18 protein-coding genes and 1 pseudogene are annotated in these 23,670 nt (G+C 73.1%); 7 read left to right on the top strand and 12 right to left on the bottom strand.

The annotated features are described in order from the left end of the window. Positions 1–39: 39 nt before the first annotated feature. From ACF09C_RS04710 to ACF09C_RS04700, 3 genes are read right to left on the bottom strand one after another with little or no spacing between them, the layout of a single operon-like run. Positions 40–1,332, bottom strand: a complete 1,293-nt coding sequence (locus ACF09C_RS04710; RefSeq protein WP_392088747.1) for an ABC transporter substrate-binding protein — start codon at positions 1,330–1,332, stop codon at positions 40–42. Next, positions 1,332–2,177, bottom strand: coding sequence for a carbohydrate ABC transporter permease (locus tag ACF09C_RS04705; protein WP_392088745.1), 846 nt, complete (start codon positions 2,175–2,177; stop codon positions 1,332–1,334). Before ACF09C_RS04705 ends, ACF09C_RS04710 begins: the two co-directional genes overlap by 1 nt. Beyond that, positions 2,174–3,103, bottom strand: coding sequence for a carbohydrate ABC transporter permease (locus ACF09C_RS04700; RefSeq protein ID WP_392088743.1), 930 nt, complete (start codon positions 3,101–3,103; stop codon positions 2,174–2,176). Before ACF09C_RS04700 ends, ACF09C_RS04705 begins: the two co-directional genes overlap by 4 nt. Positions 3,104–3,252: 149 nt before the next feature. Here ACF09C_RS04700 and ACF09C_RS04695 point away from each other — a divergent pair, with 149 nt between their 5' ends. After that, positions 3,253–4,128, top strand: coding sequence for a phosphotransferase enzyme family protein (locus ACF09C_RS04695; protein ID WP_392088741.1), 876 nt, complete (start codon positions 3,253–3,255; stop codon positions 4,126–4,128). Between the two features lie 61 nt (positions 4,129–4,189). Continuing rightward, entirely contained in the window at positions 4,190–5,029 is an 840-nt protein-coding gene (locus tag ACF09C_RS04690) for an alpha/beta fold hydrolase (RefSeq protein WP_392088739.1), read from the top strand. A gap of 26 nt (positions 5,030–5,055) precedes the next feature. Here the strand turns inward: ACF09C_RS04690 and ACF09C_RS04685 are convergent, their stop codons facing one another. Further along, positions 5,056–5,781 carry a 3'-5' exonuclease gene (locus tag ACF09C_RS04685; protein WP_392088737.1) on the bottom strand — a complete coding sequence of 242 codons (726 nt, stop codon included), beginning with the start codon at positions 5,779–5,781 and terminating at the stop codon, positions 5,056–5,058. A gap of 130 nt (positions 5,782–5,911) precedes the next feature. Further along, positions 5,912–7,162: an SAV2148 family HEPN domain-containing protein gene (locus tag ACF09C_RS04680; protein WP_392088735.1), complete on the bottom strand. Its 1,251-nt coding sequence runs from the start codon at positions 7,160–7,162 to the stop codon at positions 5,912–5,914. A gap of 443 nt (positions 7,163–7,605) precedes the next feature. Here ACF09C_RS04680 and glgX point away from each other — a divergent pair, with 443 nt between their 5' ends. Then, entirely contained in the window at positions 7,606–9,726 is a 2,121-nt protein-coding gene (glgX, locus tag ACF09C_RS04675; RefSeq protein ID WP_392088733.1) for a glycogen debranching protein GlgX, read from the top strand. Here glgX and ACF09C_RS04670 read toward each other — a convergent pair. Continuing rightward, positions 9,710–10,909, bottom strand: coding sequence for an MFS transporter (locus ACF09C_RS04670; RefSeq protein WP_392090204.1), 1,200 nt, complete (start codon positions 10,907–10,909; stop codon positions 9,710–9,712). The two genes, glgX and ACF09C_RS04670, sit on opposite strands and share 17 nt — an antisense overlap. Before the next feature lie 90 nt (positions 10,910–10,999). Between ACF09C_RS04670 and treY the strand changes: the two genes are divergently transcribed. Next, positions 11,000–13,360, top strand: a complete 2,361-nt coding sequence (treY, locus tag ACF09C_RS04665; protein ID WP_392088731.1) for a malto-oligosyltrehalose synthase — start codon at positions 11,000–11,002, stop codon at positions 13,358–13,360. Here treY and ACF09C_RS04660 read toward each other — a convergent pair. Then, a complete protein-coding gene (locus ACF09C_RS04660; protein WP_392088729.1) occupies positions 13,344–14,423 on the bottom strand; it encodes a cytochrome P450 in 1,080 nt (359 codons plus the stop codon). The genes treY and ACF09C_RS04660 overlap by 17 nt on opposite strands. A 209-nt stretch (positions 14,424–14,632) precedes the next feature. Between ACF09C_RS04660 and ACF09C_RS04655 the strand changes: the two genes are divergently transcribed. After that, complete coding sequence (locus tag ACF09C_RS04655; RefSeq protein WP_392088727.1) at positions 14,633–15,106, top strand: MarR family winged helix-turn-helix transcriptional regulator; 474 nt, start codon at positions 14,633–14,635, stop codon at positions 15,104–15,106. 20 nt (positions 15,107–15,126) lie between these two features. On the opposite strand, the gene ACF09C_RS04650 is transcribed toward ACF09C_RS04655, so the two are convergent. Next, positions 15,127–17,394: an MMPL family transporter gene (locus tag ACF09C_RS04650; RefSeq protein ID WP_392088725.1), complete on the bottom strand. Its 2,268-nt coding sequence runs from the start codon at positions 17,392–17,394 to the stop codon at positions 15,127–15,129. Positions 17,395–17,502: 108 nt separating this feature from the next. Beyond that, positions 17,503–18,051, bottom strand: a complete 549-nt coding sequence (locus ACF09C_RS04645; protein WP_392088723.1) for an FHA domain-containing protein — start codon at positions 18,049–18,051, stop codon at positions 17,503–17,505. Positions 18,052–18,286: 235 nt separating this feature from the next. Here ACF09C_RS04645 and ACF09C_RS04640 point away from each other — a divergent pair, with 235 nt between their 5' ends. Together ACF09C_RS04640 and treZ are read left to right on the top strand one after the other, a co-directional pair. Further along, positions 18,287–19,276, top strand: coding sequence for a GNAT family N-acetyltransferase (locus ACF09C_RS04640; protein ID WP_392088721.1), 990 nt, complete (start codon positions 18,287–18,289; stop codon positions 19,274–19,276). 80 nt (positions 19,277–19,356) lie between these two features. After that, on the top strand, positions 19,357–21,108 hold the full coding sequence (gene treZ / locus ACF09C_RS04635; protein ID WP_392088719.1) for a malto-oligosyltrehalose trehalohydrolase: 1,752 nt from the start codon (positions 19,357–19,359) through the stop codon (positions 21,106–21,108). A gap of 1 nt (position 21,109) precedes the next feature. Here treZ and ACF09C_RS04630 read toward each other — a convergent pair whose 3' ends face one another. The 3 genes and pseudogenes from ACF09C_RS04630 to ACF09C_RS04620 all read right to left on the bottom strand — a co-directional run. After that, on the bottom strand, positions 21,110–22,297 hold the full coding sequence (locus tag ACF09C_RS04630) for an aminopeptidase P family protein (RefSeq protein WP_392088717.1): 1,188 nt from the start codon (positions 22,295–22,297) through the stop codon (positions 21,110–21,112). Positions 22,298–22,362: 65 nt separating this feature from the next. After that, complete coding sequence (locus tag ACF09C_RS04625; RefSeq protein WP_392088715.1) at positions 22,363–23,334, bottom strand: hypothetical protein; 972 nt, start codon at positions 23,332–23,334, stop codon at positions 22,363–22,365. Between the two features lie 165 nt (positions 23,335–23,499). After that, positions 23,500–23,670, bottom strand: a pseudogene (locus ACF09C_RS04620) (IS701 family transposase); the annotation flags it as partial.

Here is a 23,670-nt window from a genome sequence, read left to right as displayed (position 1 = left end):
CGTGCGCGACGACTCCCCGGAGGGGCCGGGTACGGGTCATCAGCGCTGGTAGCGGGCGAGGACGAGGTTGCCGTCCTCCTCCAGGCGCGCACGCAGCTCCGCCGCGTCGATCGCCCCGCTGTAGTACTCCTGGTAGGCCGGGGTGGCCACCTTGTCCTTCCACTCGGGATAGCCGCGGACGGACTGCGCGGGCGCGGGGCGCAGGTGCGCGGCGACGGCGGCGCCGGTCGCCCAGCCGTCCTTCGCCGTGTGCAGGGACGGGTCCGCGAGCGCCGCGGTCCCGGTGGGCAGCATCCAGTCGCCGCGCGCGAGCCGGACCATGTTGGCCGGCTGGAGGAAGAAGTCGAGGAAGGCGGCCGCCTCCTTCTTGTGGCGGCTGTCCTCGGCGATGGAGAGCGTCTGCGGGCTGACGCCCTGGGCGAGCCCGTCCGCCCCGGCGGGCGCGGGCAGCACGATCCACTCGAAGCCCTTCGGCGCCTGCTGGGTGATCTGCTGGCGGTACGAGAACCCGAGCGGGACCATCGCGTACTTGCCGCCGAAGAACCCGGGCAGGGCGTCGGAGCCGCCGGTGCCGAGCGTGGAACGGGAGGCGCTGAGATCGGTGTTGACCTGATCGTGGATGGTGCCGGGCACCACGCCATCCTGCTCGGTGAAGCGGATCGTCACCTTCCCGTCGGGGCCCCGGTGGAAGAGCTGTCCGCCGGCCGAGAGCCCCAGGTTGAGGCTGACCGAGACCGGCTCCTTGAGCGGCCAGGCGACCGCGTACCTCCCCTCCCCCATCCTGGCCGTGAGGTCCTCGGTGATCTGCCGGAACTCCGGCCAGCTCCAGGGCTTCTCGGGGGTCGGGAGGCGGACGCCGGAGGACTCCAGGATCTCCTTGTTCGCCATGATCACGCGCGGTTCCTGAAGGAACGGCACACCGTAGATCCCGCCGCCGAAGGTCGCGGTCTCCCAGCTGCGCGCCGGGATGTCGGCCTTCAGCCGCTCGGGCAGGAGGCCGGTCAGATCGGCGAGGTAGCCGCCGTAGGCGAAGTCGGCCAGGTCGTCGGAGGCGTCGTGGATGATGTCGGGCGCCTCGCCGCCCTCGAAGGAGGTGAGGAGCTGGTCGTGGACGGAGTCCCAGCTGCCCTGGACGTAGTCGACCTGGATGCCCGGGTGGGCCGCGTTCCACTCCGCGACCAGCTCCTTGTTGGCGTCGACGGACTCCTTCTGCCAGGCCAGCGACTGGAAGCGGAGCCGTACCGGGCCGCCGTCGGGTTCGCCACCGCCCGAGCAGCCGGTGAGGAGCAGCGCGAGCGCCGCGACGACGGCGGCGAACCTCCGTACCCGCATCAGGACTTCACCGCCCCGGCCAGCATGCCGCCTGTGATGCGTTTCTGGATGACGGCGAAGATGACGAGCGAGGGGATCGTGGCCAGGAACGCGGCCGCGGCCAGCGGTCCAAGGTCGGCGACGCCCTCCGCGCCGAGGAAGTGGGTCAGGACGACCGGCAAGGTCTGCTTCTCCGGGGTCTTGAGCAGGACGAGCGCGAAGAAGAACTCGTTCCACGCGGTGATGAAGGCGAAGAGCGCCGTGGCGACGATGCCCGGCGCGAGCAGCGGGGCGGTGACCGAGACGAGCGTACGGAGCCTGCCCGCGCCGTCGACGGCCGCGGCCTCCTCCAGCTCGGCCGGGACGGCCCGTACGTACCCCACGAGCATCCAGAGCGCGAAGGGCAGCGACCAGACGACGTACACCATGACCAGGCCGAGGAGGCTGTTGATCAGGTGCAGGTAATTGAGGACGAGGAAGAGCGGGATGATCACCAGGACGAACGGGAACGCCTGGCTGATCACGACCCAGCCGGTGGCGGCGGTGGAGAGCCTGCCGCGGTGGCGGGCCATCACATAGGCCATGGGCGTGGCGATGACGACGGCGATCAGGGCCGCCGCGAGCGCGGCGACCAGGCTGTTCGCCGCGGCCTGAAGCAGCGGCTGCTCGTCGAAGGCCTGCCGGAAGTTGGCGAGGGTGGGGTCCTTCGGGATCCAGGTGGGGTGGAGCGAGCCGAGTTCGGTCGCCGGCTTGAAGGCGGTGGAGATCAGCCAGAGGAACGGGAAGGCGAGGAAGACCAGATACGCGAGGAGCGCGAGGTACTGGCCGAGGCGCGCGGGTCGGCTCGCCCGCAGGGTGCTGCTCACCGGTCCTGGTCCCCCTTCAGCCGTCCGACGAGATAGAGGGCGAGGAGTACGGAGATGACGGCGACCATGACACAGCCCATGGCGGCGGCGTATCCGAACTGCCCGTAGCGGAAGGCCTCTTCGTAGGCGAAGAGCATGGGCAGCCGGGTGCGACCGCCGGGTCCGCCGTTGGTCAGGACGTAGACCAGGGCGAAGGAGTTGAAGTTCCAGATGAAGTTGAGGGCCGTGATGGCGAGGGCCACCGGTCGGAGCGCGGGCCAGGTGACGGTACGGAAGCGGCGCCAGGCGCCGGCGCCGTCGAGGGCAGCCGCCTCGTGGAGTTCGTGCGGGGTGTTCTGGAGCCCCGCGAGCAGGGCGACCGTGGTCTGCGGCATGCCCGCCCAGATGCCGACGACGATCACGGCGGGCAGCGCGGTCGCGAGCCCGGTGAGCCAGTCCCGCCCGTCTCCGAGGCCCAGGTCGCGGAGGGTCTCGTTGAGGATGCCCGCGTCCGGGTTGTAGACCAGGCGCCACATGATGCCGACGACGACCTCAGGCATGGCCCACGGGATGATCGCGAGCGCCCGGGCCAGCCAGCGGAAGCGGAGCTTCTCGTTGAGCAGCAGCGCGAGGCCGAGGGCCAGGAGGAACTGGGGCACGGTGACGCCGACGGCCCAGAGCAGGCCGATCCGGAAGGAGTCCCAGAAGAGGGTGTCGTGGAGCAGGTCCTGGAAGTTGAGGGTGCCGACCCACTGGGTGGACTGGGTGCGGCCGGACTGGGAGTCGGTGAAGGCGAGCGCGATGCCGTAGAGGAGGGGGCCGACGCTCAGGACCAGGATCGGGATGAGCGCGGGGAGCACCAGGAACCAGGCGCCGTGGTCCCGGACCGGTCCGGGTCTCCGGCCCGCTGCCGTCGCCCCTGCGGTCTGCTTCGTTGCGGTCGCCACTCCCACAGATCGACCCCTTATGCACCTTTTTCCTCATGCACCCCGGCCTCCGTCATGGTCCTGACGGTCCGTCGGTTCGTCAAGGCCACCTGCGCGGATGCGAGACTTTGGCTGATTCGCACATGCATCGGGGCAGCTGGGAGAGACGGATGGACGAGGCGCGGGCACGGGAGATCCTGACGGCCGCGGGGCTGTCGACGGATGGGGAGGCCCCGGAGACACGGCCACGGCTGCTGGCGCTCGGCGAGAACGCGGTCTTCGCCGTGGGCGAGCTCGTGGTGAAGATCGGCCGGGACCCGGAGCTGCTCCCCCGCGCCGAACGGGAACTCGCGCTCGCCGCCTGGCTGGCGGAGACGGACATCCCGGCGGTACGGGCGGCCGAGCCGAAGCCCCGGCTGGTCGACGGCCACCCGGTCACGCTCTGGCACCGGCTGCCCGAAGCCGTGCGCCCCGCCGAGCCGCGCGATCTCGCACCGCTGCTCCGGCGGATCCACGCCCTGCCCGAGCCGACGGACTTCACGCTGCCGCGCCGTGAGCTCCTGGGCGGTGTGGAGCGGTGGCTGCGGCTCGCCGGAGACGCCATCGACCCGGCAGACGCCGCCTTCCTGCGCGAGCGGCGGGACGCCTTCGCCCCGGCGGCGGCCGCGCTCACCCCCCACCTCGCCCCGGGCCCGATCCACGGCGACGCCCTGCCCCGGAACGTCCATGTCGGCCCCGAGGGGCCGGTCCTGGTCGATCTGGAGACCTTCTCCTCCGATCTGCGCGAACACGATCTGGTGGTCCTCGCCCTCTCCCGCGACCGGTACGGACTCGATCCCGCCGCCTACGACGCCTTCACCGAGGCGTACGGCTGGGACGTCCGCGCGTGGGACGGCTGCGCGGTACTGCGCGGGGCCCGGGAGACCGCGAGCTGCGCCTGGGTGGCCCAGCACGCGCCGACGAACCCCAAGGCACTGGCCGAATTCGAGCGCCGCGTCACCTCGCTGCGGGAGGGTGATGCCACCGTGCGGTGGTACCCCTTCTGACACGCGGACGGGGTCGGTCGTGCGAGTCCTGCGAAGTCCCACTCATGAACGGGGTGTTGTGATGCGCGTGGAACTGTCCGAGGTGACCCTGGACGTCGAGGTGAGCGGCGAGGGACCGGCCGTGCTGCTGGTGCACGGCTTCCCCGACAGCCACCGTCTCTGGCGCCACCAGGTGCCGGCCCTGACCGCCGCCGGGTACAAGTGCGTCGCGCCGACCCTGCGGGGCTTCGGCTCCTCCGGCCGACCCGAAGAGGGCGGCGGGGTCGAGGCGTACCACCCGGCCAAGCACGTCGGCGACCTGCTGGAGCTGCTGGCCCACCTGGAGATCGACGGCCGCGTCCATGTCGTCGGGCACGACTGGGGTTCGGGCGTCGTCCAGGGCCTCGCCCAGTTCGCGCCCGAGCGGGTGGCGTCCCTGAGCATCCTGTCGGTCGGACACCTGTCGGCCGTCCTGGACGCGGGCTTCGAGCAGAAGCAGCGGTCCTGGTACATGATCCTGTTCCAGTTCCCGGGGCTCGCCGAGGACTGGCTCGCCCGGGACGACTTCGCCCACCTCAGGGAGATGCTGACCGAGCACCCCGACGCGGAGGCGATCATCGAGCCGCTGCGGGCGCCGGGTGCGCTGACGGCGGCCCTGAACATCTACCGGGCGGGCGTGCCCGCCGAGGTGCAGTTCGGCCCGGCGCTGCCCCTGCCGCCCCTGCCGGGCCCGGTCCTCGGCGTCTGGTCGACCGGCGACCGCTTCATGACCGAGCGGTCCATGGCCGGCACCGGCAAGCACGTGGACGGCACCTGGCGCTACGAGCGCGTGGAGAACGCGGGCCACTGGCTCCAGCTGGACCAGCCCGAGCGGATCAACACGCTGCTTCTGGACTTCCTGGCGGAGAACCCGATCGGCTGACCGACCGCTCCGCGCGACACGGTCCGTCAGCGGGCCACCGGGGCGAGCTCCCGCAGGGGCCACGACGGGTCGACGACGGCGTCCGGGCTGCCCTTGCGGCGCAGGAAGGCCTGGAAGTCCTCGGCCCAGGCGCGGTACCAGTCGATCTGACGGCCGTGCAGTTCGGCCGGGGTCAGTGCGGCGACCGAAGCGTGCCGCTCGGCTATCGCGACGGCCACCCGCACGGCGGCCTCCGCGTCGGCGGACGCCTGGTGGGCCGCTTCGAGGACGACGCCGTACTCGGCGCAGACCGCCTCCAGGGTCCGCTTGCCCCTGCGGTACCGGTCGACGGACCGGTCGATGGTGTACGGGTCGACGACCGGGCCTATCGGGGCGCCCCCGCGCCGCTCGCTCAACGACGGCAGCCCGTGGCGGCGCAGCTCGGCGGAGAGGAGCGTGAGGTCGAACGAGGCGTTGTACGCCACGATCGGGACGCCCTGGTTCCAGTACCCCGTCAGGGTCTCCGCGATCTCGTCGGCCACCTCGGCCACCGGCCGCCCCTCGGCGGCGGCCCGCTCGCTGCTGATGCCGTGGATCGCGGACGCCTGCTCCGGGATCCGGATGCCCGGGTCGGCGAGCCAGTCCCGGTGCCGCGTGACCCGTCCGTCCCCCGAGACGCCGACGATCGCGGCGGTCACGATCCGCGCCTCCAGCGGTTCCGTGCCGGTCGTCTCCAGGTCGAATCCGACCAGCGGTTCCCCGTGCCAAGCCATCGGGCCTCCTTACGTGATCTCCCCCGTGGTGCTGAACACCCTCGCACGCGCCACTGACAACGCACCCCTGCGGGCCGTCTCCCGGCCGGCGCGCAGCTTCCCCCCGGCCGTCGCGCGGCCGTCGCAGGCCTCAGGAGACCGGGCGCGAGTCGAGCCAGACCGACTCGAACTCCTCCCTGTATGTCGAGAAAAGTCCGTATTCGCCGTCGCGTGCCGACTGGCCCGAACGCACCAGGTTCCGGCCGCCCCCGCGCAGCACGAGCACCGGCGCCTCCATCCCCCGCGCCTTCCGGAGGTACGACTGGATCACGGCGACCCCGTCCGGCCCGTCCCCGTCCACCAGGTACGCGGTGAAGCGCGGGGTCTCGTCGAAGACATGGATCTGGAAGGCGTCCGGGTCGCGCAGCCGGGACCGCACCCGCCGCATGTGGAGGATGTTCATCTCCACCGAGCGGCTCAGCTCACCCTTCTTCAGCCCCAGTTCCCGCTCACGCCGCTTCACGGCGCTGCTCGCCGGGTTCAGGAACAGCAGGCGTATCCGGCAGCCGGACTCGGCGAGCCGCACGAGCCGCCGCCCGGAGAAGTTCTGCACGAGGAGGTTCAGGCCTATGCCCGTGGCGTCCAGGCGGCGGGCTCCGCCGAAGAGGTCCTCGGCCGGCAGCTGCCGCTGCAGCCGCACCCGGTCCGGGTGGACGGAGACGACGTCCGCGTACCGGTCGCCGACGAGGTCCTCGACCGCGTCGACCGGCAGCCGGTCGGCGGACGGCACGCCCGCGCCGCTGCCCAGGATCTCCAGGAGCCGGGCGGACGCGCGTTCGGACTGGGCGAGGACGGTGAGCGAGAGGGCCCGGTTGCGGGAGACGACGTTCCGCGTCACCTCCAGCTCGTCCAGGGCGAGTTCGACCTCGCGCCGGTCGTCGAAGTACGGCTCGAAGCACGGCCAGTGCTGCACCATCAGCTCCCGCAGCTGCGGGAGCGTGAGGAAGCTGAGGACGTTGTCGTCGGCCGGGTCCAGGAGGTAGCCCTTGCGCCGCGAGACCTCGCGGACGGCGACGGCCCGCTGCACCCACTCCTGTCCGGCGGGCCCGGCCGCGGCCACCACCCACTCCTCGCCGTGCACCGGTTCGTACACCGGACGCAGTACGGCGGCCACTACCGCGCGCAGCCGCTGCTCGACGAGATTCAGCCAGATATAGGCCCGCCCGGCCCGCTGGGCGCGGGTGCGCACCTCGCTCCAGGCCTCGGCGCCCCAGTCGAGCTCTGCCCCGATCTCCATCGGCCTGGCGACGGAGACCGCTCCGGGCGGTACCTCCACGGGGTCGGGCGAGCCCCCCTCGTGACCCGCGTCACCTGGGGGCAGCTCCAGACCTCCCGAGCTCACCCGCGCACCGCCTTCTGCTCCTGGACGCCCGATCCGACCGTCTGTCAACGATCAAGGAAGGGTACTCCGCGAGCGGGAGCCGGTGCAGCAGGATCGACAGGCTGCTCGCTCAACTCCCCTGATTCCGAGTGCCGTTCCACGTGGCGAGATGGACCGGAGTGAGCGGATTCATAGCGGAAGCGTCCCTGGGTGCGGGCCGGAAGCCCACCCGGCAGGCGGGCGGCGGTCGGCACCGGGGTCCGGGCCCGGAAGGGAACACGATGTCGAGCCGTACGACAGGGTCGGCGGGCGTTCCGCCGTTGACGCGGCGGCCGGAACCCGACCCCCGTCCCGCGCGGCTCGCCCGCGCCCGGCGTGTCGGGTCGCCCGCGCCCCGCCCTCTTTCGGCAGGATCTGGCCGGAGTGCACCCCCACACCCGGATCAGAATGGAAGAGTCTTATCTATGCAGGTCTGGCCGGGACAGGCGTATCCCCTGGGCGCGACGTACGACGGCGCCGGAACCAACTTCGCGGTCTACTCCGAGGCCGCCCACAGGATCGAGCTGTGTCTGCTCCATGACGACGGCTCGGAGACAGCGGTGGAGCTGCGCGAGACGGACGCCTTCGTCCGGCACGCCTATCTGCCGGGAGTGATGCCGGGTCAGCGGTACGGATTCCGGGTCCACGGTCCGTACGCGCCGGAGCGCGGGCAGCGCTGCAACGCGGCGAAGCTGCTCCTCGACCCCTACGCGCGGGCCGTGTCGGGCTCGATCGAGTGGGGGGAGGCGGTGTACGGCTACCACTTCGGGCGGCCGGACTCGCGCAACGACCTCGACTCGGCGCCGCACACGATGACCTCGGTCGTGGTCAATCCGTACTTCGACTGGGGCGACGACCGGCGTCCGCGCACCGACTACCACCGCACGGTGATCTACGAGGCTCATGTGAAGGGCCTGACCATGCTCCACCCGGAGCTGCCGGAGGAGCTGCGCGGGACGTACGCGGGGCTCGCCCATCCGGCGGTGATCGGGCACCTGAAGGAACTGGGCGTCACGGCGCTCGAATTGATGCCGGTGCACCAGTTCGTCAACGACCACCGCCTGGTGGACGCCGGGCTCGCCAACTACTGGGGCTACAACACGATCGGCTTCTTCGCCCCGCACAACGCGTACGCCTCCTGGGGCGACCGGGGCCAGCAGGTCCTGGAGTTCAAGTCGGCGGTGCGGGCGCTGCACCAGGCGGGCATCGAGGTCATCCTCGACGTGGTCTACAACCACACGGCGGAGGGCAACCACCTGGGCCCCACGCTCTCCTTCCGGGGCCTGGACAACCCCTCGTACTACCGGCTCTCGAACGATCCCCGGTACTACACGGACACCACCGGCACCGGGAACTCGCTGCTCATGCGGTCCCCGCACGTGCTGCAGCTGATCATGGACAGCCTGCGGTACTGGGTGACGGAGATGCATGTCGACGGCTTCCGCTTCGACCTCGCGGCGACGCTGGCCCGCCAGTTCCACGAGGTGGACCGGCTGTCGTCCTTCTTCGACCTGGTGCAGCAGGACCCGGTGGTCAGCCAGGTGAAGCTGATCGCCGAGCCGTGGGACGTCGGCGAGGGCGGCTACCAGGTGGGGAACTTCCCGCCGCTGTGGACCGAATGGAACGGCAAGTACCGTGACTGCGTACGGGACTTGTGGCGCGGTGAGCCGCGTACGCTCGCCGAGTTCGCGTCGCGGCTCACCGGCTCCTCCGACCTGTACCAGGACGACGGCCGCCGGCCGCTCGCCTCGGTCAACTTCGTGACCTGCCACGACGGTTTCACGCTGCGCGACCTCGTGTCGTACGACGGGAAGCACAACGAGGCGAACGGCGAGGGCAACCGGGACGGCGAGAGCTACAACCGGTCCTGGAACTGCGGGGCCGAGGGCGACACCGACGACATCGGGATCCGGGAGCTGCGGGCCCGCCAGATGCGGAACTTCCTCGCGACGCTGATGCTCTCGCAGGGCGTGCCGATGCTGAGCCACGGCGACGAGTTCGGCCGGACGCAGGGCGGCAACAACAACGCGTACTGCCAGGACAACGAGGTGGCGTGGGTGCGCTGGCCGGAGCCGGGCGCGTCGGAGGAGGGCACGCTCCTGGAGTTCACCCGGGCCATGGTGCGGCTGCGCCGTGACCACCCGGTCTTCCGGCGCCGCCGCTTCTTCCACGGGCGCCCGGTGGAGGGGACGCACGACGAGCTGACGGACATCGCCTGGTTCACGCCGGAGGGCGAGGAGATGACCGCGCGGGACTGGCAGGCGGCGCACGCGCAGGCCCTGTCGGTCTTCCTCAACGGCAACGCGATCTCGGAGCCGGGACCGCAGGGGGAGCGCATCGGGGACGACTCGTTCCTGCTGATGTTCAACGCATCCGCGCAGGAGCTGGAGTTCGCGGTCCCGATCAACCACGGGGAGAGCTGGCGGGTCGTCGTGGACACCTCCCACCCGGAGGGCATCCCCCCGCAGGAGGGTCCGAAGGTCGCGGCGGGCGAACGCGTCTCCCTGGCTCCGCTGAGCCTGACGGTCCTCAGGCGGCCCGCCTGACCGCGACGCCCCGGCGGGACGGCCGGGTGCGGACCGACCAGGAAAGCGCCGCGCAGAGCAGCGCCGCGACGACCGCCACCGCGAACGCGGCGGACGCCCCGCGCGTGTCCGCGAGGCGGCCGGAGAGCGCGAGAGCGAGCGCCTGGCCGCCGACGACGCCGCTGGTGAGGAAGGCCATCGACTCGGCGAGCCGGGCGGCGGGCACGGTCCGCTCGGTCAGTCCGAAGACGGTGATCAGGTGCGGCGCGTACGCGGCACCCAGGACGACCACGACCACGTAGAGACCGATCAGCGAGTCCACGAACAGGAGCGGTACCGACAGCAGCACGAGCCCCGCCGTGGCCGCCCGCCAGCGGGTCCGCAGCCCGATCCGGACCGGCAGGGCGGCCATCGAGAGGCCCACGGCGGCGCTCATCACCCCCATCGCCGCGTAGACGAGCCCCGCCTGCGCGGGCGCCCCGAGCTTCTCGGTCAGCGCGGTGATGCCGGCCTGCGAGGCTCCGAACATGGCGCCCTGGAGCACCATCGCGGCCCGAAGGGCGTACGCGGAGCCCGGCAGCCGGCCTCGTTCGGCGGCGCCCGAACGGGTGGCGCCGCCGGGCGCCGACGGGTGCAGCGCGAACGCCGTGCCGCAGGTCGCGAGGAGGGCGGCCGCCGTCAGGAGGGCGGCCGCCGGATGGGCGAGGGCGGCGGCGAGGCCCACGAGAGCGGGACCCAGGACGAAGGAGACCTCGTCCAGGGTGCCCTCGAACGAGAGGACCGTGCCGACCAGCCGGTCGTCCCCGCCGGAGCGGCGGGCCAGGGCCACCGAGCGGCTCCGGGCGAGCGGCCCGACCTGCGGGACGGTCGCCCCGGCGAGCGCGCCCAGGAGCATCAGCCAGCCGGTCTCCGCCCGCGCCGTGGCGGCCAGGACGAGCGCCACGACGGCCACCGCGTTGGCGAGGGACGCGGCCAGGACCACCCCGCGCTGACCGCGCCGGTCCGCGAGCCGGCCGATGACGGGACCGGCGACCGTCTGCCCCGCCGCGAGCGCCCCGCCCGCGAGCCCGGCGGTCGTCAGCGACCCGCTGGTCTCGGCGACCAGGAGCAGGCTGCCGAGCTGACACATGGCGGTGGGGAGACGTCCCAGGAACGACACGACCGGCAGGACCGGTCCGAGCAGGGACAATGTGTCGCGATACATCCGGAGCATCGCCAGAACGTAACGCGATGCACCCGAACGGACGCATGAGGCGATGACACAGAAGGCGCCCGGCCGGGTACGTACGTTCGCATGACGCCCTCGCTCCCGGCCCCGCCGGCCGCCCGGACCGTGCCCACCGCCACCTACCGGCTCCAACTCCAGCCGGAGTTCCCGTTCTCGGCTGCCGAGCGCGCGGTCCCGTACCTCGCCGGGCTCGGGGTGTCCCATCTGCACCTCTCCCCCGTCCTGGAGGCCGTGCCCGGATCGACGCACGGGTACGACGTGACCGACCACCGTGCGGTCCGGGCCGAACTGGGCGGGGAGGCGGGGCTGCGGGCGCTCGCCACGACCGCCCGGGCACACGGCCTCGGCCTGGTCGTGGACCTGGTGCCGAACCACATGGCGACCTCGCCCGTGCACAACCACGCGCTGCGCGCCGTGCTCCGGGACGGTCCCGACTCGCCGTACGCCCGCTGGTTCGACGTCGACTGGGCGGCCGGCGACGGCAGGATCCTGCTGCCGGTGCTGCCGGCGCGGCTGCCGGAGGCGCGGGAGCACATGCGGGTCGCCGACGGCGCGCTGTGGGTGGACGGCCTCTCGCTCCCGCTCCGCGCGGGGACGGAGCGGCTGCCGCTGCCGGAGCTGCTGGACGCACAGTGGTACCGGCTCGGCTGGTGGCGGCTGGCCCGTACGGAGCTCAACTACCGGCGCTTCTTCACCATTTCGGAGCTGATCGGGGTCCGCGTGGAAGATCCCGAGGTCTTCGACGCGACGCACGGCACGATCGTGGAGCTGGTACGGGACGGGGTGATCGAGGGGCTGCGGATCGACCACCCGGACGGGCTCGCCGATCCCGAGGGGTATCTCGAGCGGCTGCGGGAGGCGACGGGAGGCCGGTGCTGGACGGTCGCGGAGAAGATCCTCACCGGCGCGGAACCGCTGCCGGCGAGCTGGCCGGTCGCGGGGACCACCGGCTACGACGCCCTGCGCCAGGTGGACGGCGTTTTCACGGACGGCGTCGGCGCTGACGAACTCGCCGATCTGTACCGGGAGTTCGTGGGGCGCGCCGGGGACAGGGGCGGCTCCTGGGAGGCGACCGCGCGCCGCGCCGCGTACGAGGTCGTGACGCACGACCTCGCCGCCGAGACCGGCGCGCTGACCCGGCTGGCGGAGCGGATCTGCGCGGCCGACCCCGCCCTGCGCGACCACGCGCCCTGGGCCTTGCGGACGGCCGTGCGGGAACTCCTGGTGCGCGTGCCGGTCTACCGCTTCTACCGCACCGGCGACGAGTCGGTGCTGACGCCGGAGGCGGCGCGGGGCGCGAAGGCGGCCTTCGCCGTGGCGGAGGAGGCCTCGGCGGTCGACACCGTACGGGACCTGGCCCTCGGCCGGCTCGGCGACGGTCCCGAACACCGGGCGTTCCGGGCCAGGTTCGCGCAGACCTCATCGGCGCTGCGTGCCAAGTCCGTGGAGGACACGGCCTTCTACCGCTACACCCCGCTCCTCTCGGCGAACGAGGTGGGCGGCGAACCGGGGCGTCCTGGCGTCGGGCCCGAGGAGTTCCACGCGTACTGCCTGCGGCTGTCCAGGGACTGGCCGGAGACCGGGACGGTGCTGTCCACGCACGACACCAAGCGCAGCGCGGACGTCCGCGCGGGGATCGCGGTGCTCTCCCAATGCCCGCAGGTGTGGCGGGAGTTGCTCGACGAGGTGGCGGGGGTCCCGGCGCCCGATCCGCATCTGGCGTGGACGGCGTGGCAGACGGCGTTCGGCTTCGGCACCCCGGACGCGGGGCGGATCGGACCGGCGGTGCTGAAGTCCGTACGGGAGGCGGGGCTGCACACGAGCTGGACCGAGCCCGACCCGGGGTACGAGCGGGCGGTGACCGACTTCGTGGCCGCAGGACCGGGCCGGATCCCGTTGCGGGCGGCCTCGGAGGCGGCGTTCGCCCTGGAGCCGCACATCCGGACGCACATGCTGGGCGCGGCCCTGGTGCAGCTGACGATGCCGGGGGTGCCGGAGCTGTACCAGGGGACGGAGCGGGAGTACCGGGCGCTGGTCGACCCGGACAACCGGCGGCCGTTCACGGTCGGCGAGGACGACGACAGGACGGCGCTGGTACGGGCCGCACTCGCCGTGCGGCGGCTGCGGCCCGAGGTGTTCGCCGCGCGGGACTCGTACGTCCCGCTCACGGTGACCGGGGGCGCCGCGCAGCACTGTCTGGCCTTCGCGCGCGGGCGCGCGGCCGCCGCGCCCGCGGTGGTCACGGCGGTCACACGGCTGCCGCTGCGCCTTGCGGAGGCGGGCGGCTGGCAGGACACGGAGCTGGTGCTGCCGCCGGGCCGCTGGGTCGATCTCCTCGACGGAGAGCGGGAGTTCACGGGCGGTGCGGTGAAGCCCGTCGACCTGTTCGACGCGCGTCCGGTGGCGTTGCTCAGCCGCCCGGCCTGACCAGCAGGCTCCGCGGGGCGCGGGTGATCAGGCCGGTCCGCTCGGGCCGGAAGCCGTCGGCGAGCCGGAGGCGGGGCATGGCGTCGAGGAGCGCCCGCAGGGCGTACTCGGCCTCGAATCCGGCGAGGAGGACGGCCGGGCACGCGCCGCTGCCGTAGGTGAGCTGGCCGGGGTCGTCGCGGAGCGGGTCGTAGCGGTCGGGTTCGCGGAACCGTTCCGGGTCCCGGCACGCGGAGCCGATCAGCAGGGCGACGGGATCCCCCGCCGGGATCGTGCCGCCGCTCACCCGCACCTCGGCGGCGGTGCGGCGCACGGCGATCTGGACGGGCGGGTCGCGGCGCAGCGACTCGGTCCAGGCGCGGGCGAGTTGTCCGGGTGGCGCGGTGTGGAGGTCCCGCGCGTGGTCCGGGTCGGCGAGCACGTTGGCGAGGAAGGAGGCGAGGGCCTTCTCCCGTACGGCGATCTGGCCGGTGCACTGGCCGGCGAGCGCGGCGGCGGCCCGGCCCCTGACCAGGCGCATCATGTCCCGGTAGGGCACGCCGAGGGCGGCGGCGACGGTGCCGGAGGGCAGCCAGTGGCAGAAGTCGGCGACCAGGTCGGCCTGGGGCCGGTCGGCGATCCGGCGGGCGAGGACGTGGGCGGTGCGCGCGGTCACGCTGCGCAGCTCTGCCTCGTCGACGTCGACATGGGTGCGGGCGCAGGGCGGGTCGCCCGGGCGGTGGCCGTGGGTGAAGCGCGCGTCGGTGAGGGCGGTGGCCACGTCGGCGTACCGGCTGAGGACCCAGGCGCGCAGCAACGGGTCGTAGGTGAGCGGGAACTGCTCGCGCAGGACGCGGTGGACGCGGTGCGGGTACCGCGTGCCCCCGGGGTCGAGGGGGCTGGGGGCCACGGTCCGGGCGGGTGACCGTTCGGCGACCGGCCCGCTGCCCCAGAGCCGGCCGGCGGCCGCCGCCGCGGCGGCGAGGGTCGTGCGGGCGGGGGCGCTCGGGGAGGGCCAGGACTCCATGGGCGGCAGGTCGGCCCAGCGGTCGGGGCGCGCGCCCGGCTTCGACTCGTCGCTCATCGCGCCCCCTGTCGGTCCGGCGTGGCGGGTGTGCACCCACCTGATCACCCACCGGGGTACGACGCAGCCCGCGTACCGCCGAACGGGTGAGGCGACCGACGACGGCGGAACGCGACTCGACGGTTGACCTCAACAAAAGTTGAGGTTCTACCGTACGGGTACCGGCACCCGGACCGGGACCCGCCACGGCACCCACAGGGGGAACTCCGATGACCACGAACCAGCACCTCACCGACGCCGAACTCGCCGCCCAGCCGGCCGCGTACTGGACGGGCATGGCCTACGAGGCCCTGATCGCCTTCACGCGGGCCCGCCAGGCGGAGCTCGGGTTCACCCAGCCGCAGTACTGGCTGCTGCGCAATCTCTCGAAGGACGACCTCTCGCCCGACGGCGAGGGCATGACCGTCCCGGAGCTCCAGCGGGCGATGGCCTCCTACCTCAGGCCCGAGGACGACCTCGTGACGGAGTCGCACAGCCTCCTGGAGCGCGGCTGGCTGACCCGCGACGGAGACGACCGCCTGTGGATCACACCCGAGGGCGACGAGGCGCGCGCCGACTTCAAACGGCACGCCCCGTCGATCCGCGCCCGGATCCACGAAGGGATCACGGACGCGGACTACGTGACGACACTGAGGGTCCTCCGGCGCATGCTCCGGAACGTGGGCGGACCGACCACCACCTGACGCCTCGGGGAGGGGCGGGTTCAGACGAGGATCGTCCGGCCGGCCGGCGACTGCTCCCGCACGTCAAGCGGCGGCGGCCCGGTCGCCGCCGGGCGGTGCGGCCACCAGGCGCGGTCGCCCAGGAGGGCAAGGGCCGAAGGGAGGATCACGGCGCGCAGCACGATCGCGTCGAACAGGACCGCGCCCGTCAGGCCCACCGCCAGCTGCTTCATCTCGATCCGGTCGATGAAGAGGAAGCTCACGAAGACCGACACCATGATCACCGCCGCGCTGGTCACCACGCTCGCCGAGCCCGCGATCCCGTCGACCACCGCCTCCCGGGTCGGCACCCCGCGCCGTACGGCCTCGCGGATGCGGCTGACCACGAAGATCTGGTAGTCGGTGGAGAGCCCGACCAGGATCGCGAAGACCATCAGCGGCATGCGGGAGCCGACGAAGCCCAGGGACTCGAAGCCCAGGAGACCCTCCGCCCACGTCCCCTGGAACACCAGGGTGAGCACGCCCCAGGCCACCATGACCGCGGCCAGGTTGAGGACCGTGCCGAGCACCGCGAGGACCACCGAGCGGAACGCCACGTACATGATCGCCAGGCTCGCCAGCGAGACGAAGAGGACCACCCACGGCAGCCGCCGCTCCTGGTGGGCCGCGTAGTCCGCGCCCGCCGCGATCTCGCCCGAGACCGCCCGTTCGAGCCCCCGTGTCCCCTCGACGGCCGCGGGCAGCAGCACCTCGCGCACCCGCTCCAGGGAGCGCGTGGCCTCCGGCGAGTTCGCCGCGTACGGGACGGGCAGCGCGAGCAGCGCCGTACGGCCGTCCTCGGCGACCCGCACCACCGGTTCCGTGTCCTGGGCGAACAGCGCGTCACCCCGCGTCGCCGCCGCGATCTTTCGCAGCGGGGCCGCCGGATCCTCGGCCCGTACGAGCACGAGATGCGCGGGCCCCTCGGACGGGAAGGCCGCCACGAGCCGGTCGTACGCCGCCACGGCGGGGACGCTGTCGGGGAACGTCTCCTTGCCCTCGGTACCGAGCCGCATCCCGAGCGCCGGCGCCGCGAGCGCGACCGTCGCCGCGACACCGGCCAGCAGCGCCACGAGCGGCCGGCGCACGACCGGCCCCAACAGCACCGCCCACACACGCCCCTCTCCGCGCCCGCTTCCGTTCCCACGTCGCGCGGCGCGTCGACGGGCCGCGCGTCGACGGGCGAGCCGGCCGCCGTCCATCCGGTGGCCCGCCTTCGCGAGGAGGGCGGGCAGGACGGTCAGCGAGCCGCCGACCGCCACCAGCGTGACCAGGATCGCGCCCGTGGCGATCGACGAGAAGACGACGTCCCCGACGAGGTACAGACCGGCGAGGGAGAGCGCGACCGCGAGCCCGGAGTCGACGACGGCGCGGCCGGAGGTCGCGGCGGCCAGTTCGACGGCGCGGGCGGGCGGGATCGTGCCGCCGGAGCGCTCGCGTTCCTCACGGGCCCGCTTGAGGTAGAAGAGCGAGTAGTCGACGCCGACGGCCATGCCCATCATGAAGATGACGCTGAGCGCGGCGCCGCCCGCGTCCGGGAAGACCCAGGAGGCGAGCCCGTACAGGCCGACCGCGCCGACGAAGGCGAACAGGGCGAGGAGAACGGGGATTCCGGCGGCGAGCACCGCGCCGAAGACGACCAGCAGGATGAGGAAGGTGACCGGGAGGCTGATCATCTCGGTCCGCCGGAGCTCCTGCCCCTGCTTGTCGTTGACCGCGACGGAGATGGACGCGCTGCCGGTCTGCTCGATCGTCAGGTCCGGGTGCGCCCGTCGGACGGCGGCCGTCTCGGCGAGGAGCGTCCCGACGTCCTTCTTCGCCGTCTCCCGGTCCCCGCGCAGCGTGACCGCGACCCGCACCGTTTCCGGGTGCGCGGCGGAGACGACGGGTGCGGCGACGGACTCGACGGCGGGCAGCGCGGCCATCCGCCGCCGGATCTCCTCCGCCGCGGCGGCGGGTTGCCCCGCGTCGGCGGTCGCCTTCCCTACGGTCGAGTTCCCTGCGGTCGACCTCGCCTCGCCCGCCGGCTTCCGCTCGATCAGGACCTGCTCCACCGGCGGGGGCGTGAGACCGCTCCCGGAGGCCATGGCCTCCGCCCGTCCCGCCTCGCCGATCCAGAAGTCGGCGAAGGTCCCCTTGTTCGTGCCGACGGCCGCTCCCGCGCCGACGCACAGGGCGAGCAGGAGCACCCAGCCCGCGATGGCCTTCCACGGATGGACCGCGCACCACCGCGCCGTACGGACCGTGACCGGAACGTCAGTTCTTCTCATGCCGAGAAGCCTCCCGGCGGAGGCGGTCGCGCGTCACTGGTGGACTCCCGTGCAGTGAAGGGGGGTTACCCCCACCCTTAGGGGAAGTCCCTGAGGAGGAAGGGGTGTTCAGCGCACCGAGAGGCGGAACGTCATCTGCCCGAAGCCGACCGCGTCCCCCGGCCGGACCGCCACCGCGCCCGTGACCCGGCGTCCGTTGACCGTCGTGCCGTTGGTCGAGCCGAGGTCCCGCAGGACCCAGAGACCGCCCTGGAGGGAGAGTTCGGCGTGCAGCCGGGAGACCGTCTCGTGGCTGAGCCGCAGCCCGTTCACCGGGTCGCGGCCGATCCTCAGCGGGTGCGGACCCGGCTCCGGCATCAGCAGCTTCGGCAGCCGCTCGGCGTGCCAGGCGCGGCCGAGCTTGGCGGTGAACGCCGACATCTTCTCCACCGCCCCGACCACCCGGCGCGTCCAGCCGGACTCGGTGCGCAGGTCGGCGGTGAGGAGGGCGAGTTCGTCCGGCTGCCGGGCGGCGAGCGCCCGCTCCATCCGGAACAGGAAGGTGTCGTGCGAGAGTCGGCCCTGCGCGGCACCCTCACGGAGCAGCTCCAGCGCACGGTCCCGCTCGGCGTCGGAGAGCCGAGCCGGGTGCGTGGAGAACTCGAAAGGGGTGGTCACACGGTGATTGTCCGTCCGAGGGGCCCGAGGTGTCCAGAACGCGGGCCGACGGGGGCCGCGGGGCGGCGCTGTCCGGGGCCCGCGGGGCGCGCGTCGCCCCCGCTCCGGGCCTCCGCCGGGGCCGGTGGACCGGCGGGCCGGGCTCCGCGGACCGGGCTCGGCGGCCGAAACCCCGTACCGGGCGCGCCAAGATCACTGGTAGCTTCTGCGGACTCGACTCCCTGGGGGATATGACGTGACCGCGTCCTCGACCACCACGCCCGACGGCGTGATACTCCGCCCGCTCGCCGGACCGGAGGAGCTGGAGCTGTTCCAGCGGCTCAGCTATGTCCTCGACCACGAACTCGAGGACGATCTCGCCGCCGGCCGCCGCGTGCCGGCCTGGATGTGGGTCGCCCTGCGCGGCGACCGGGTCCTCGCCAGGATCTCCTGGTGGACCAAGAAGGCGGGCGGAGAGCCGCTCGCCCTCGACTTCTTCGACCTCGACCCCGAACTCGCCGACGAGGAGCGCGCCGAGATCGGCCTCGCCCTCCTGGAGACGGCGACCGCCGCGGTCGTACCGGCGGGCACGGCCCGCCCCGAGTTCAACCGGTTCCTGCCGGCGGACTGGCGCGAGGTGCCGGGGACGCGCGCCGAACTGGAGACGCTGTTCGGCGTCCTGGAGGCCTCGGGAGCCCGCCCGCTGGTCGAGCGGCTGCGCCTGGAGTGGCTCCCCGGCACGCCCGTGCCCGAGCCGACGGGCCGTCTCGACTTCCTCCCGGTGCGCGACCGCGAGGAGCTCGTCGCGCTGATGGCCCCGGTCCTGGAGGGCACCCTCGACGCGCACGGACAGGCCGACCTCGCGTCCGGGATGACGCCACGGGAGGCGGCCGAGCAGCACTACGACGAGGAGTTCGCGCAGTACGCCTCGCCCCGGGAGTGGTGGCGGATCGCGCGGCTGCCGGAGAGCGGCGAGCCGGTCGGCTTCGTCGTGCCCGCCCGGAACAACTACAACCACACGATCGCCTACATCGGCGTGGTCCCCGCCCACCGGGGCCGGGGCTACATCGACGACATCCTCGCCGAGGGCACCCGCGTCCTGGCCGAGCAGAACGTGCCCCGCATCAGGGCGGCGACCGACCTGGGCAACGTCCCGATGGCCGCGGCCTTCGCCCGGACGGGGTACGCGACCTTCCAGCGGGCGATCGACTTCGTGTGGGACACGCCGGGCGCGGCCGGGTCCTGACTGGAAGGATGGTCGCCGTGGCCGCGGGTTCCCGGCGGCCCAGGTGTGAGCGCGAGGACCATCGACGAGGGGATCGGCCGGTGCTGTTCGAGGTGTGGGCCCCGCAGGCCCGGGACCGGGTGACGCTTGAGCTCGACGGCACCGGGCACCCGCTGGAGCGGGACGCCGAGCGGGCCGGCTGGTGGACCGGTGTCGTGCCGGCCGAGGACGGCGACCGGTACGGCTACTCCCTGGACGGCGGCCCCGTCCTGCCCGACCCGCGTTCGCGCCGTCAGCCGGACGGCCCGGACGGACTGAGCGCGGTCGTCGACCATTCCGCGTACGTCTGGTTCAACGAGGCGCCGAAGCTGCGGCTGCGCGCCGCCGTCCTGTACGAGCTGCACATCGGGACCTTCACCGAGGACGGGACCCTGGACGCGGCCGCCGAGCGGCTCGGGGAGCTGGCGGGGCTCGGCATCACCCATGTGGAGCTGATGCCGCTCTGCCCCTTCCCCGGCACACGCGGCTGGGGGTACGACGGGGTGGCCCCGTGGGCGGTGCACGAGCCGTACGGCGGCCCGACGGCGCTCAAGCGCTTCGTCGACACCGCCCACGGGCTCGGCATGGGCGTGGTCCTGGACGTCGTCCACAACCACTGGGGCCCGTCCGGGAACCACCTGCCGTCCTTCGGCCCGTACTTCACCGACACCCACCACACGCCGTGGGGCGCGGCGGTGAACCTGGACGCGCCCGGCTCGGACGAGGTCCGCCGGTATCTGCGGGACAGCGCGCTCGCCTGGCTCCAGGACTACCGGATCGACGGGCTCCGCCTCGACGCCGTGCACGCCCTGGTGGACGGCCGGGCGCTGACGTTCCTGGAGGAGCTGAGCGAGGCGGTGGACGAGCTGGCGCGGGAGCAGGGCCGCCAGCACTTCCTGATCGCCGAGTCGGACCTCGCCGACCCGCGCACCACGACCCCGCGCGTCGCGGGCGGCCTGGGCCTGCACGCCCAGTGGAACGACGACTTCCACCACGCCCTGCACACGGCGCTGACCGGCGAGGACCAGGGCTACTACGCCGACTTCGCGCGCGCCCCGCTGGCCGCGCTCGCCAAGACGCTGACGCATGTCTTCTTCCACGACGGTACGTACTCGACCTTCCGGGGCCGCCACCACGGGCGGCCGGTGGACCGGGTCCGTACGCCCGCGCACCGCTTCCTCGGCTACGCCCAGACGCACGACCAGATCGGCAACCGGGCGCTCGGCGACCGGCTCTCGGCGACCCTCTCCCCCGGGCTGCTCGCCTGCGCGGCGACGCTCGTCCTGACGGGGCCCTCGGTGCCGATGCTGTTCATGGGCGAGGAGTGGGGGGCGACGACGCCCTGGATGTACTTCACCGACCACACGGACGAGGAGCTCGCGGAGGCGGTACGGCGGGGCAGGCGGCGGGAGTTCGCCGAGCACGGCTGGGCGGAGGAGGACATCCCCGACCCGCAGGACCCGTCCACCCGGGACCGTTCCGTCCTGGACCGTACGGAGCGCGAGCGCGCCCCGCACAACCGGCTCGCGGCCTGGCACCGGGAGCTGATCGCGCTGCGCCGTACGCTGCCCGACCTCACCGACCCGGACCTGGCGGCGGTCCGGGTCGCCTTCGACGAGGAGGCGCGCTGGCTGGCGTTCCGGCGCGGGGTGCTGCGGGTCGCGGTCAACCTGGGCAAGGAACCGGTGGCGATCCCGCTGGGCTCCAACGGCCGCGACCGGGTCCTCGCGGCCTGGGAACCGGTCGAGGTTCCGGGCACCGACGGGCTGCTGCGGCTGCCCGCCGAGTGCGCGGTGGTCCTGACGGACGGCTGAGCTACTCCACGATCGCCATCTCGTGCGGCGTGTTGTTGAAGCGCCGGCCGGCGCCCCTGCCGTCCGGGCCGCCGTCCTCCGTGGCCGTCACGATGTCCTCGATGCGGACCCCGAAGCGGCCCGGCAGATAGACGCCCGGCTCGATGGAGAAGCACATGCCGGGGACGATCGGGCGCTCCTCGCCCTCGATCATGTACGGCGGCTCGTGGGTCGTGACGCCGATGCCGTGGCCGGTGCGGTGGATGAAGTACTCGCCGTAGCCCGCGTCCGTGATCACCTTGCGGGCCGCCCGGTCGACGTCCTGGCAGGCCGCGCCGGGCCGTACGGCCTCGAAGCCGGCCTGCTGCGCCTCCCGTACGAGGTCGTGCACGCGCCGCTCCTCCTCGGTCGGTTCGCCGACGTGGACGGTACGGGTGGTGTCGGAGCCGTAGCCGTGCTTGAGCCCGCCGAAGTCGAGGACGACCATGTCCCCGCGTTCGATGACCCGCTCGCCCGCCTCGTGGTGCGGGTTGGCGCCGTTGGGCCCCGAGCCGACGACGGTGAAGTCGACCTGGGAGTGGCCGAAGCGCATGAGCAGCGCGGCGAGGTCGGCGGCCACCTCGGTCTCTCTGCGGCCCGCGAAGGCGACCTTGAGGATCTCGCCGTACGCCCGGTCGGCGGCGGCGCCGGCCGCGGCGATCCGCTCCAGCTCGTGGGCGTCCTTGACGGCGCGCAGCATCGGCAGCGCCTCGGTGAGCGAGACGTACGACGTGTCGGGGAGCCGCTGCTGCAGGCCGAGCAGGTGCATGGCCCAGGCGTTGTCGCTGACGCCGAACCGTCCGGTGACGTCGAGGAGCGGCGCGGTGACGGCGTACGGGTCCTTGCCGTCGGTCCAGTCGCGCAGCGTGAGCGCGGCGGCGCCGGGGGCCTTCTCGGCGTCCGGGGCCTCCAGGGTGGGCACGACGAGGACGGGGTCCTGACCTGCGGCGAGGACGAGGACGGTGAGGCGTTCGGTGATCGCGGTCGGCTGGTAGCCGGTCAGGTAGACGAGGTCGGGTCCTGGGGCGACGAGGACGCCGGCGAGTCCGGCGTCGGCGGCCGACGCGACGGCCCGGTCCATGCGGGCGCGGTAGTCCTCGGCGGTGAAGGGCGCGGGGGCGGACTCGGTGCTTCCGGGTCCGGACGTACGGGACTCAGGCGTACTCGACATGGGTTCATCCTGCCCGGCACGGGCCGGGGACGCGACCGGTCAGCGCGGGCCGGGGCCGTGGCCGGTCAGCGCGGGTCGGGGCCGTGTCCGGGCCCCTGGGAGATGAGGCGTTCGAGCAGCTCGTGGAAGTCGTCGCCGACGACGATCCGCAGCTCGCCGCCGTCCTCGTCGTGGTCGCTGAGCTGGGTGAGCGTGCCGTCGCGCCACCAGAAGACGTACGGGCTGATGGCACCGGGGGTGTCCTCGTGGCCGGAGGCGGCGAACGAGGCCATCGCGCCGAGCGCGGGCACGATCGACGTGTCGTGGATCGGGTGGAAGGCCAGCTGGTGCCGGAACGGCATGGCGACCAGGGCTCCGTGCTCGCCGAGCGGCCGCCCGGTGACGCGCCGGACGACGGCGTCCAGGTCGAGGACGCGGCTCGCGGTGTAGAAGGAGTCGCCGAGGATGACCTCGAAGCACATGCCGTCGGCGTCCCGCACCGTCTCGTGCCCCTCGACGGGCAGCCCGCGCAGGTTGGCGAGGGCCCGGGCCCGCAGGTCCTCGAGGTCGCCGAGGGGTTCGAGCGCCTCGTCGGTGAGCATCATGACGCTCTCCGGGAGGTCGAGGGCGAGCACCTCGTACAGCCCGGGCGCGACGCTGCGGGCGTAGCCGAACGTGCCGGGGTCGATGCCCTCGCCGCTGACGACGCGGGGGTAGAGCTGGGCGCGGATCTGTTCGGGCCGGAGGGTGTCGAGTGCCGAGGGGCCGTCCATCGTCTTCAGCACGAGGCCGACGTGGCGTCGGATCAGGGCGGGCCAGACGCGCGGTCCGCGCCGGTCGTTGTGGCAGACGGCGGCGAGGTTGCCGAGGCCGAAGGCGCGGCCGTCGGCGTCGCGCACCAGGTCGGCGTAGAGGGTGACTTCGAGGCCTCGCTCGGCGAAGGCCTCGCGAACGCCGCTGCGGAAGAGCGCGGCCTCGCGGACGGAGAAGTACGAGAACTCGGGGTCCCTGGGCGCGTCGTCACCGTCACGCCGTGGCCCTCGCCGGAACAACCCCACGCCAGCCCCGCCTTCCCTCACGCCCTCGCCGTGGCACCAGCCTAGTAGTGCTTCGTTAGGTTCTGAGTCTGGTTGTGTTGCGCGGCAGGGGTCGGCCGCAGGTGGTGCAGGTGCCGGTCCAGCACTGCAGCAGGTCCTGGAGGGTGTCGAGGACCTGGTAGAGGGTCAGGCCGGCGTGTGGGCTTTTGGGTCGAGTCGCCGCAGGGTGAGGAAGGCCTGGGCGGCGGTGACGAGGGTGACATGGTGGTGCCAGCCGCGCCAGGTGCGGCCTTCGAAGTGGTCAAGGCCGAGGCCGTGTTTGAGTTCGCGGTAGTCGTGTTCGATGCGCCATCGCAT

It is taken from the genome of Streptomyces sp. NPDC014870, from assembly GCF_043081505.1.
Lineage (GTDB): Bacteria > Actinomycetota > Actinomycetes > Streptomycetales > Streptomycetaceae > Streptomyces.
The sequence above is the reverse complement of the archived record's forward strand: the minus strand, read 5'-3'. Positions and strand labels throughout refer to the sequence as shown.

Excerpts from the sequence above, each read along its gene's own strand:
- ACF09C_RS04710 (WP_392088747.1), bottom strand. The coding sequence starts at position 1,332 with ATGCGGGTACGGAGGTTCGCCGCCGTCGTCGCGGCGCTCGCGCTGCTC.
- ACF09C_RS04695 (WP_392088741.1), top strand. The coding sequence starts at position 3,253 with ATGGACGAGGCGCGGGCACGGGAGATCCTGACGGCCGCGGGGCTGTCG.
- ACF09C_RS04690 (WP_392088739.1), top strand. The coding sequence starts at position 4,190 with ATGCGCGTGGAACTGTCCGAGGTGACCCTGGACGTCGAGGTGAGCGGC.
- ACF09C_RS04685 (WP_392088737.1), bottom strand. The coding sequence starts at position 5,781 with ATGGCTTGGCACGGGGAACCGCTGGTCGGATTCGACCTGGAGACGACC.
- glgX (WP_392088733.1), top strand. The coding sequence starts at position 7,606 with ATGCAGGTCTGGCCGGGACAGGCGTATCCCCTGGGCGCGACGTACGAC.
- ACF09C_RS04670 (WP_392090204.1), bottom strand. The coding sequence starts at position 10,909 with ATGTATCGCGACACATTGTCCCTGCTCGGACCGGTCCTGCCGGTCGTG.
- treY (WP_392088731.1), top strand. The coding sequence starts at position 11,000 with ATGACGCCCTCGCTCCCGGCCCCGCCGGCCGCCCGGACCGTGCCCACC.
- ACF09C_RS04660 (WP_392088729.1), bottom strand. The coding sequence starts at position 14,423 with ATGAGCGACGAGTCGAAGCCGGGCGCGCGCCCCGACCGCTGGGCCGAC.
- ACF09C_RS04655 (WP_392088727.1), top strand. The coding sequence starts at position 14,633 with ATGACCACGAACCAGCACCTCACCGACGCCGAACTCGCCGCCCAGCCG.
- ACF09C_RS04650 (WP_392088725.1), bottom strand. The coding sequence starts at position 17,394 with ATGAGAAGAACTGACGTTCCGGTCACGGTCCGTACGGCGCGGTGGTGC.
- ACF09C_RS04630 (WP_392088717.1), bottom strand. The coding sequence starts at position 22,297 with ATGTCGAGTACGCCTGAGTCCCGTACGTCCGGACCCGGAAGCACCGAG.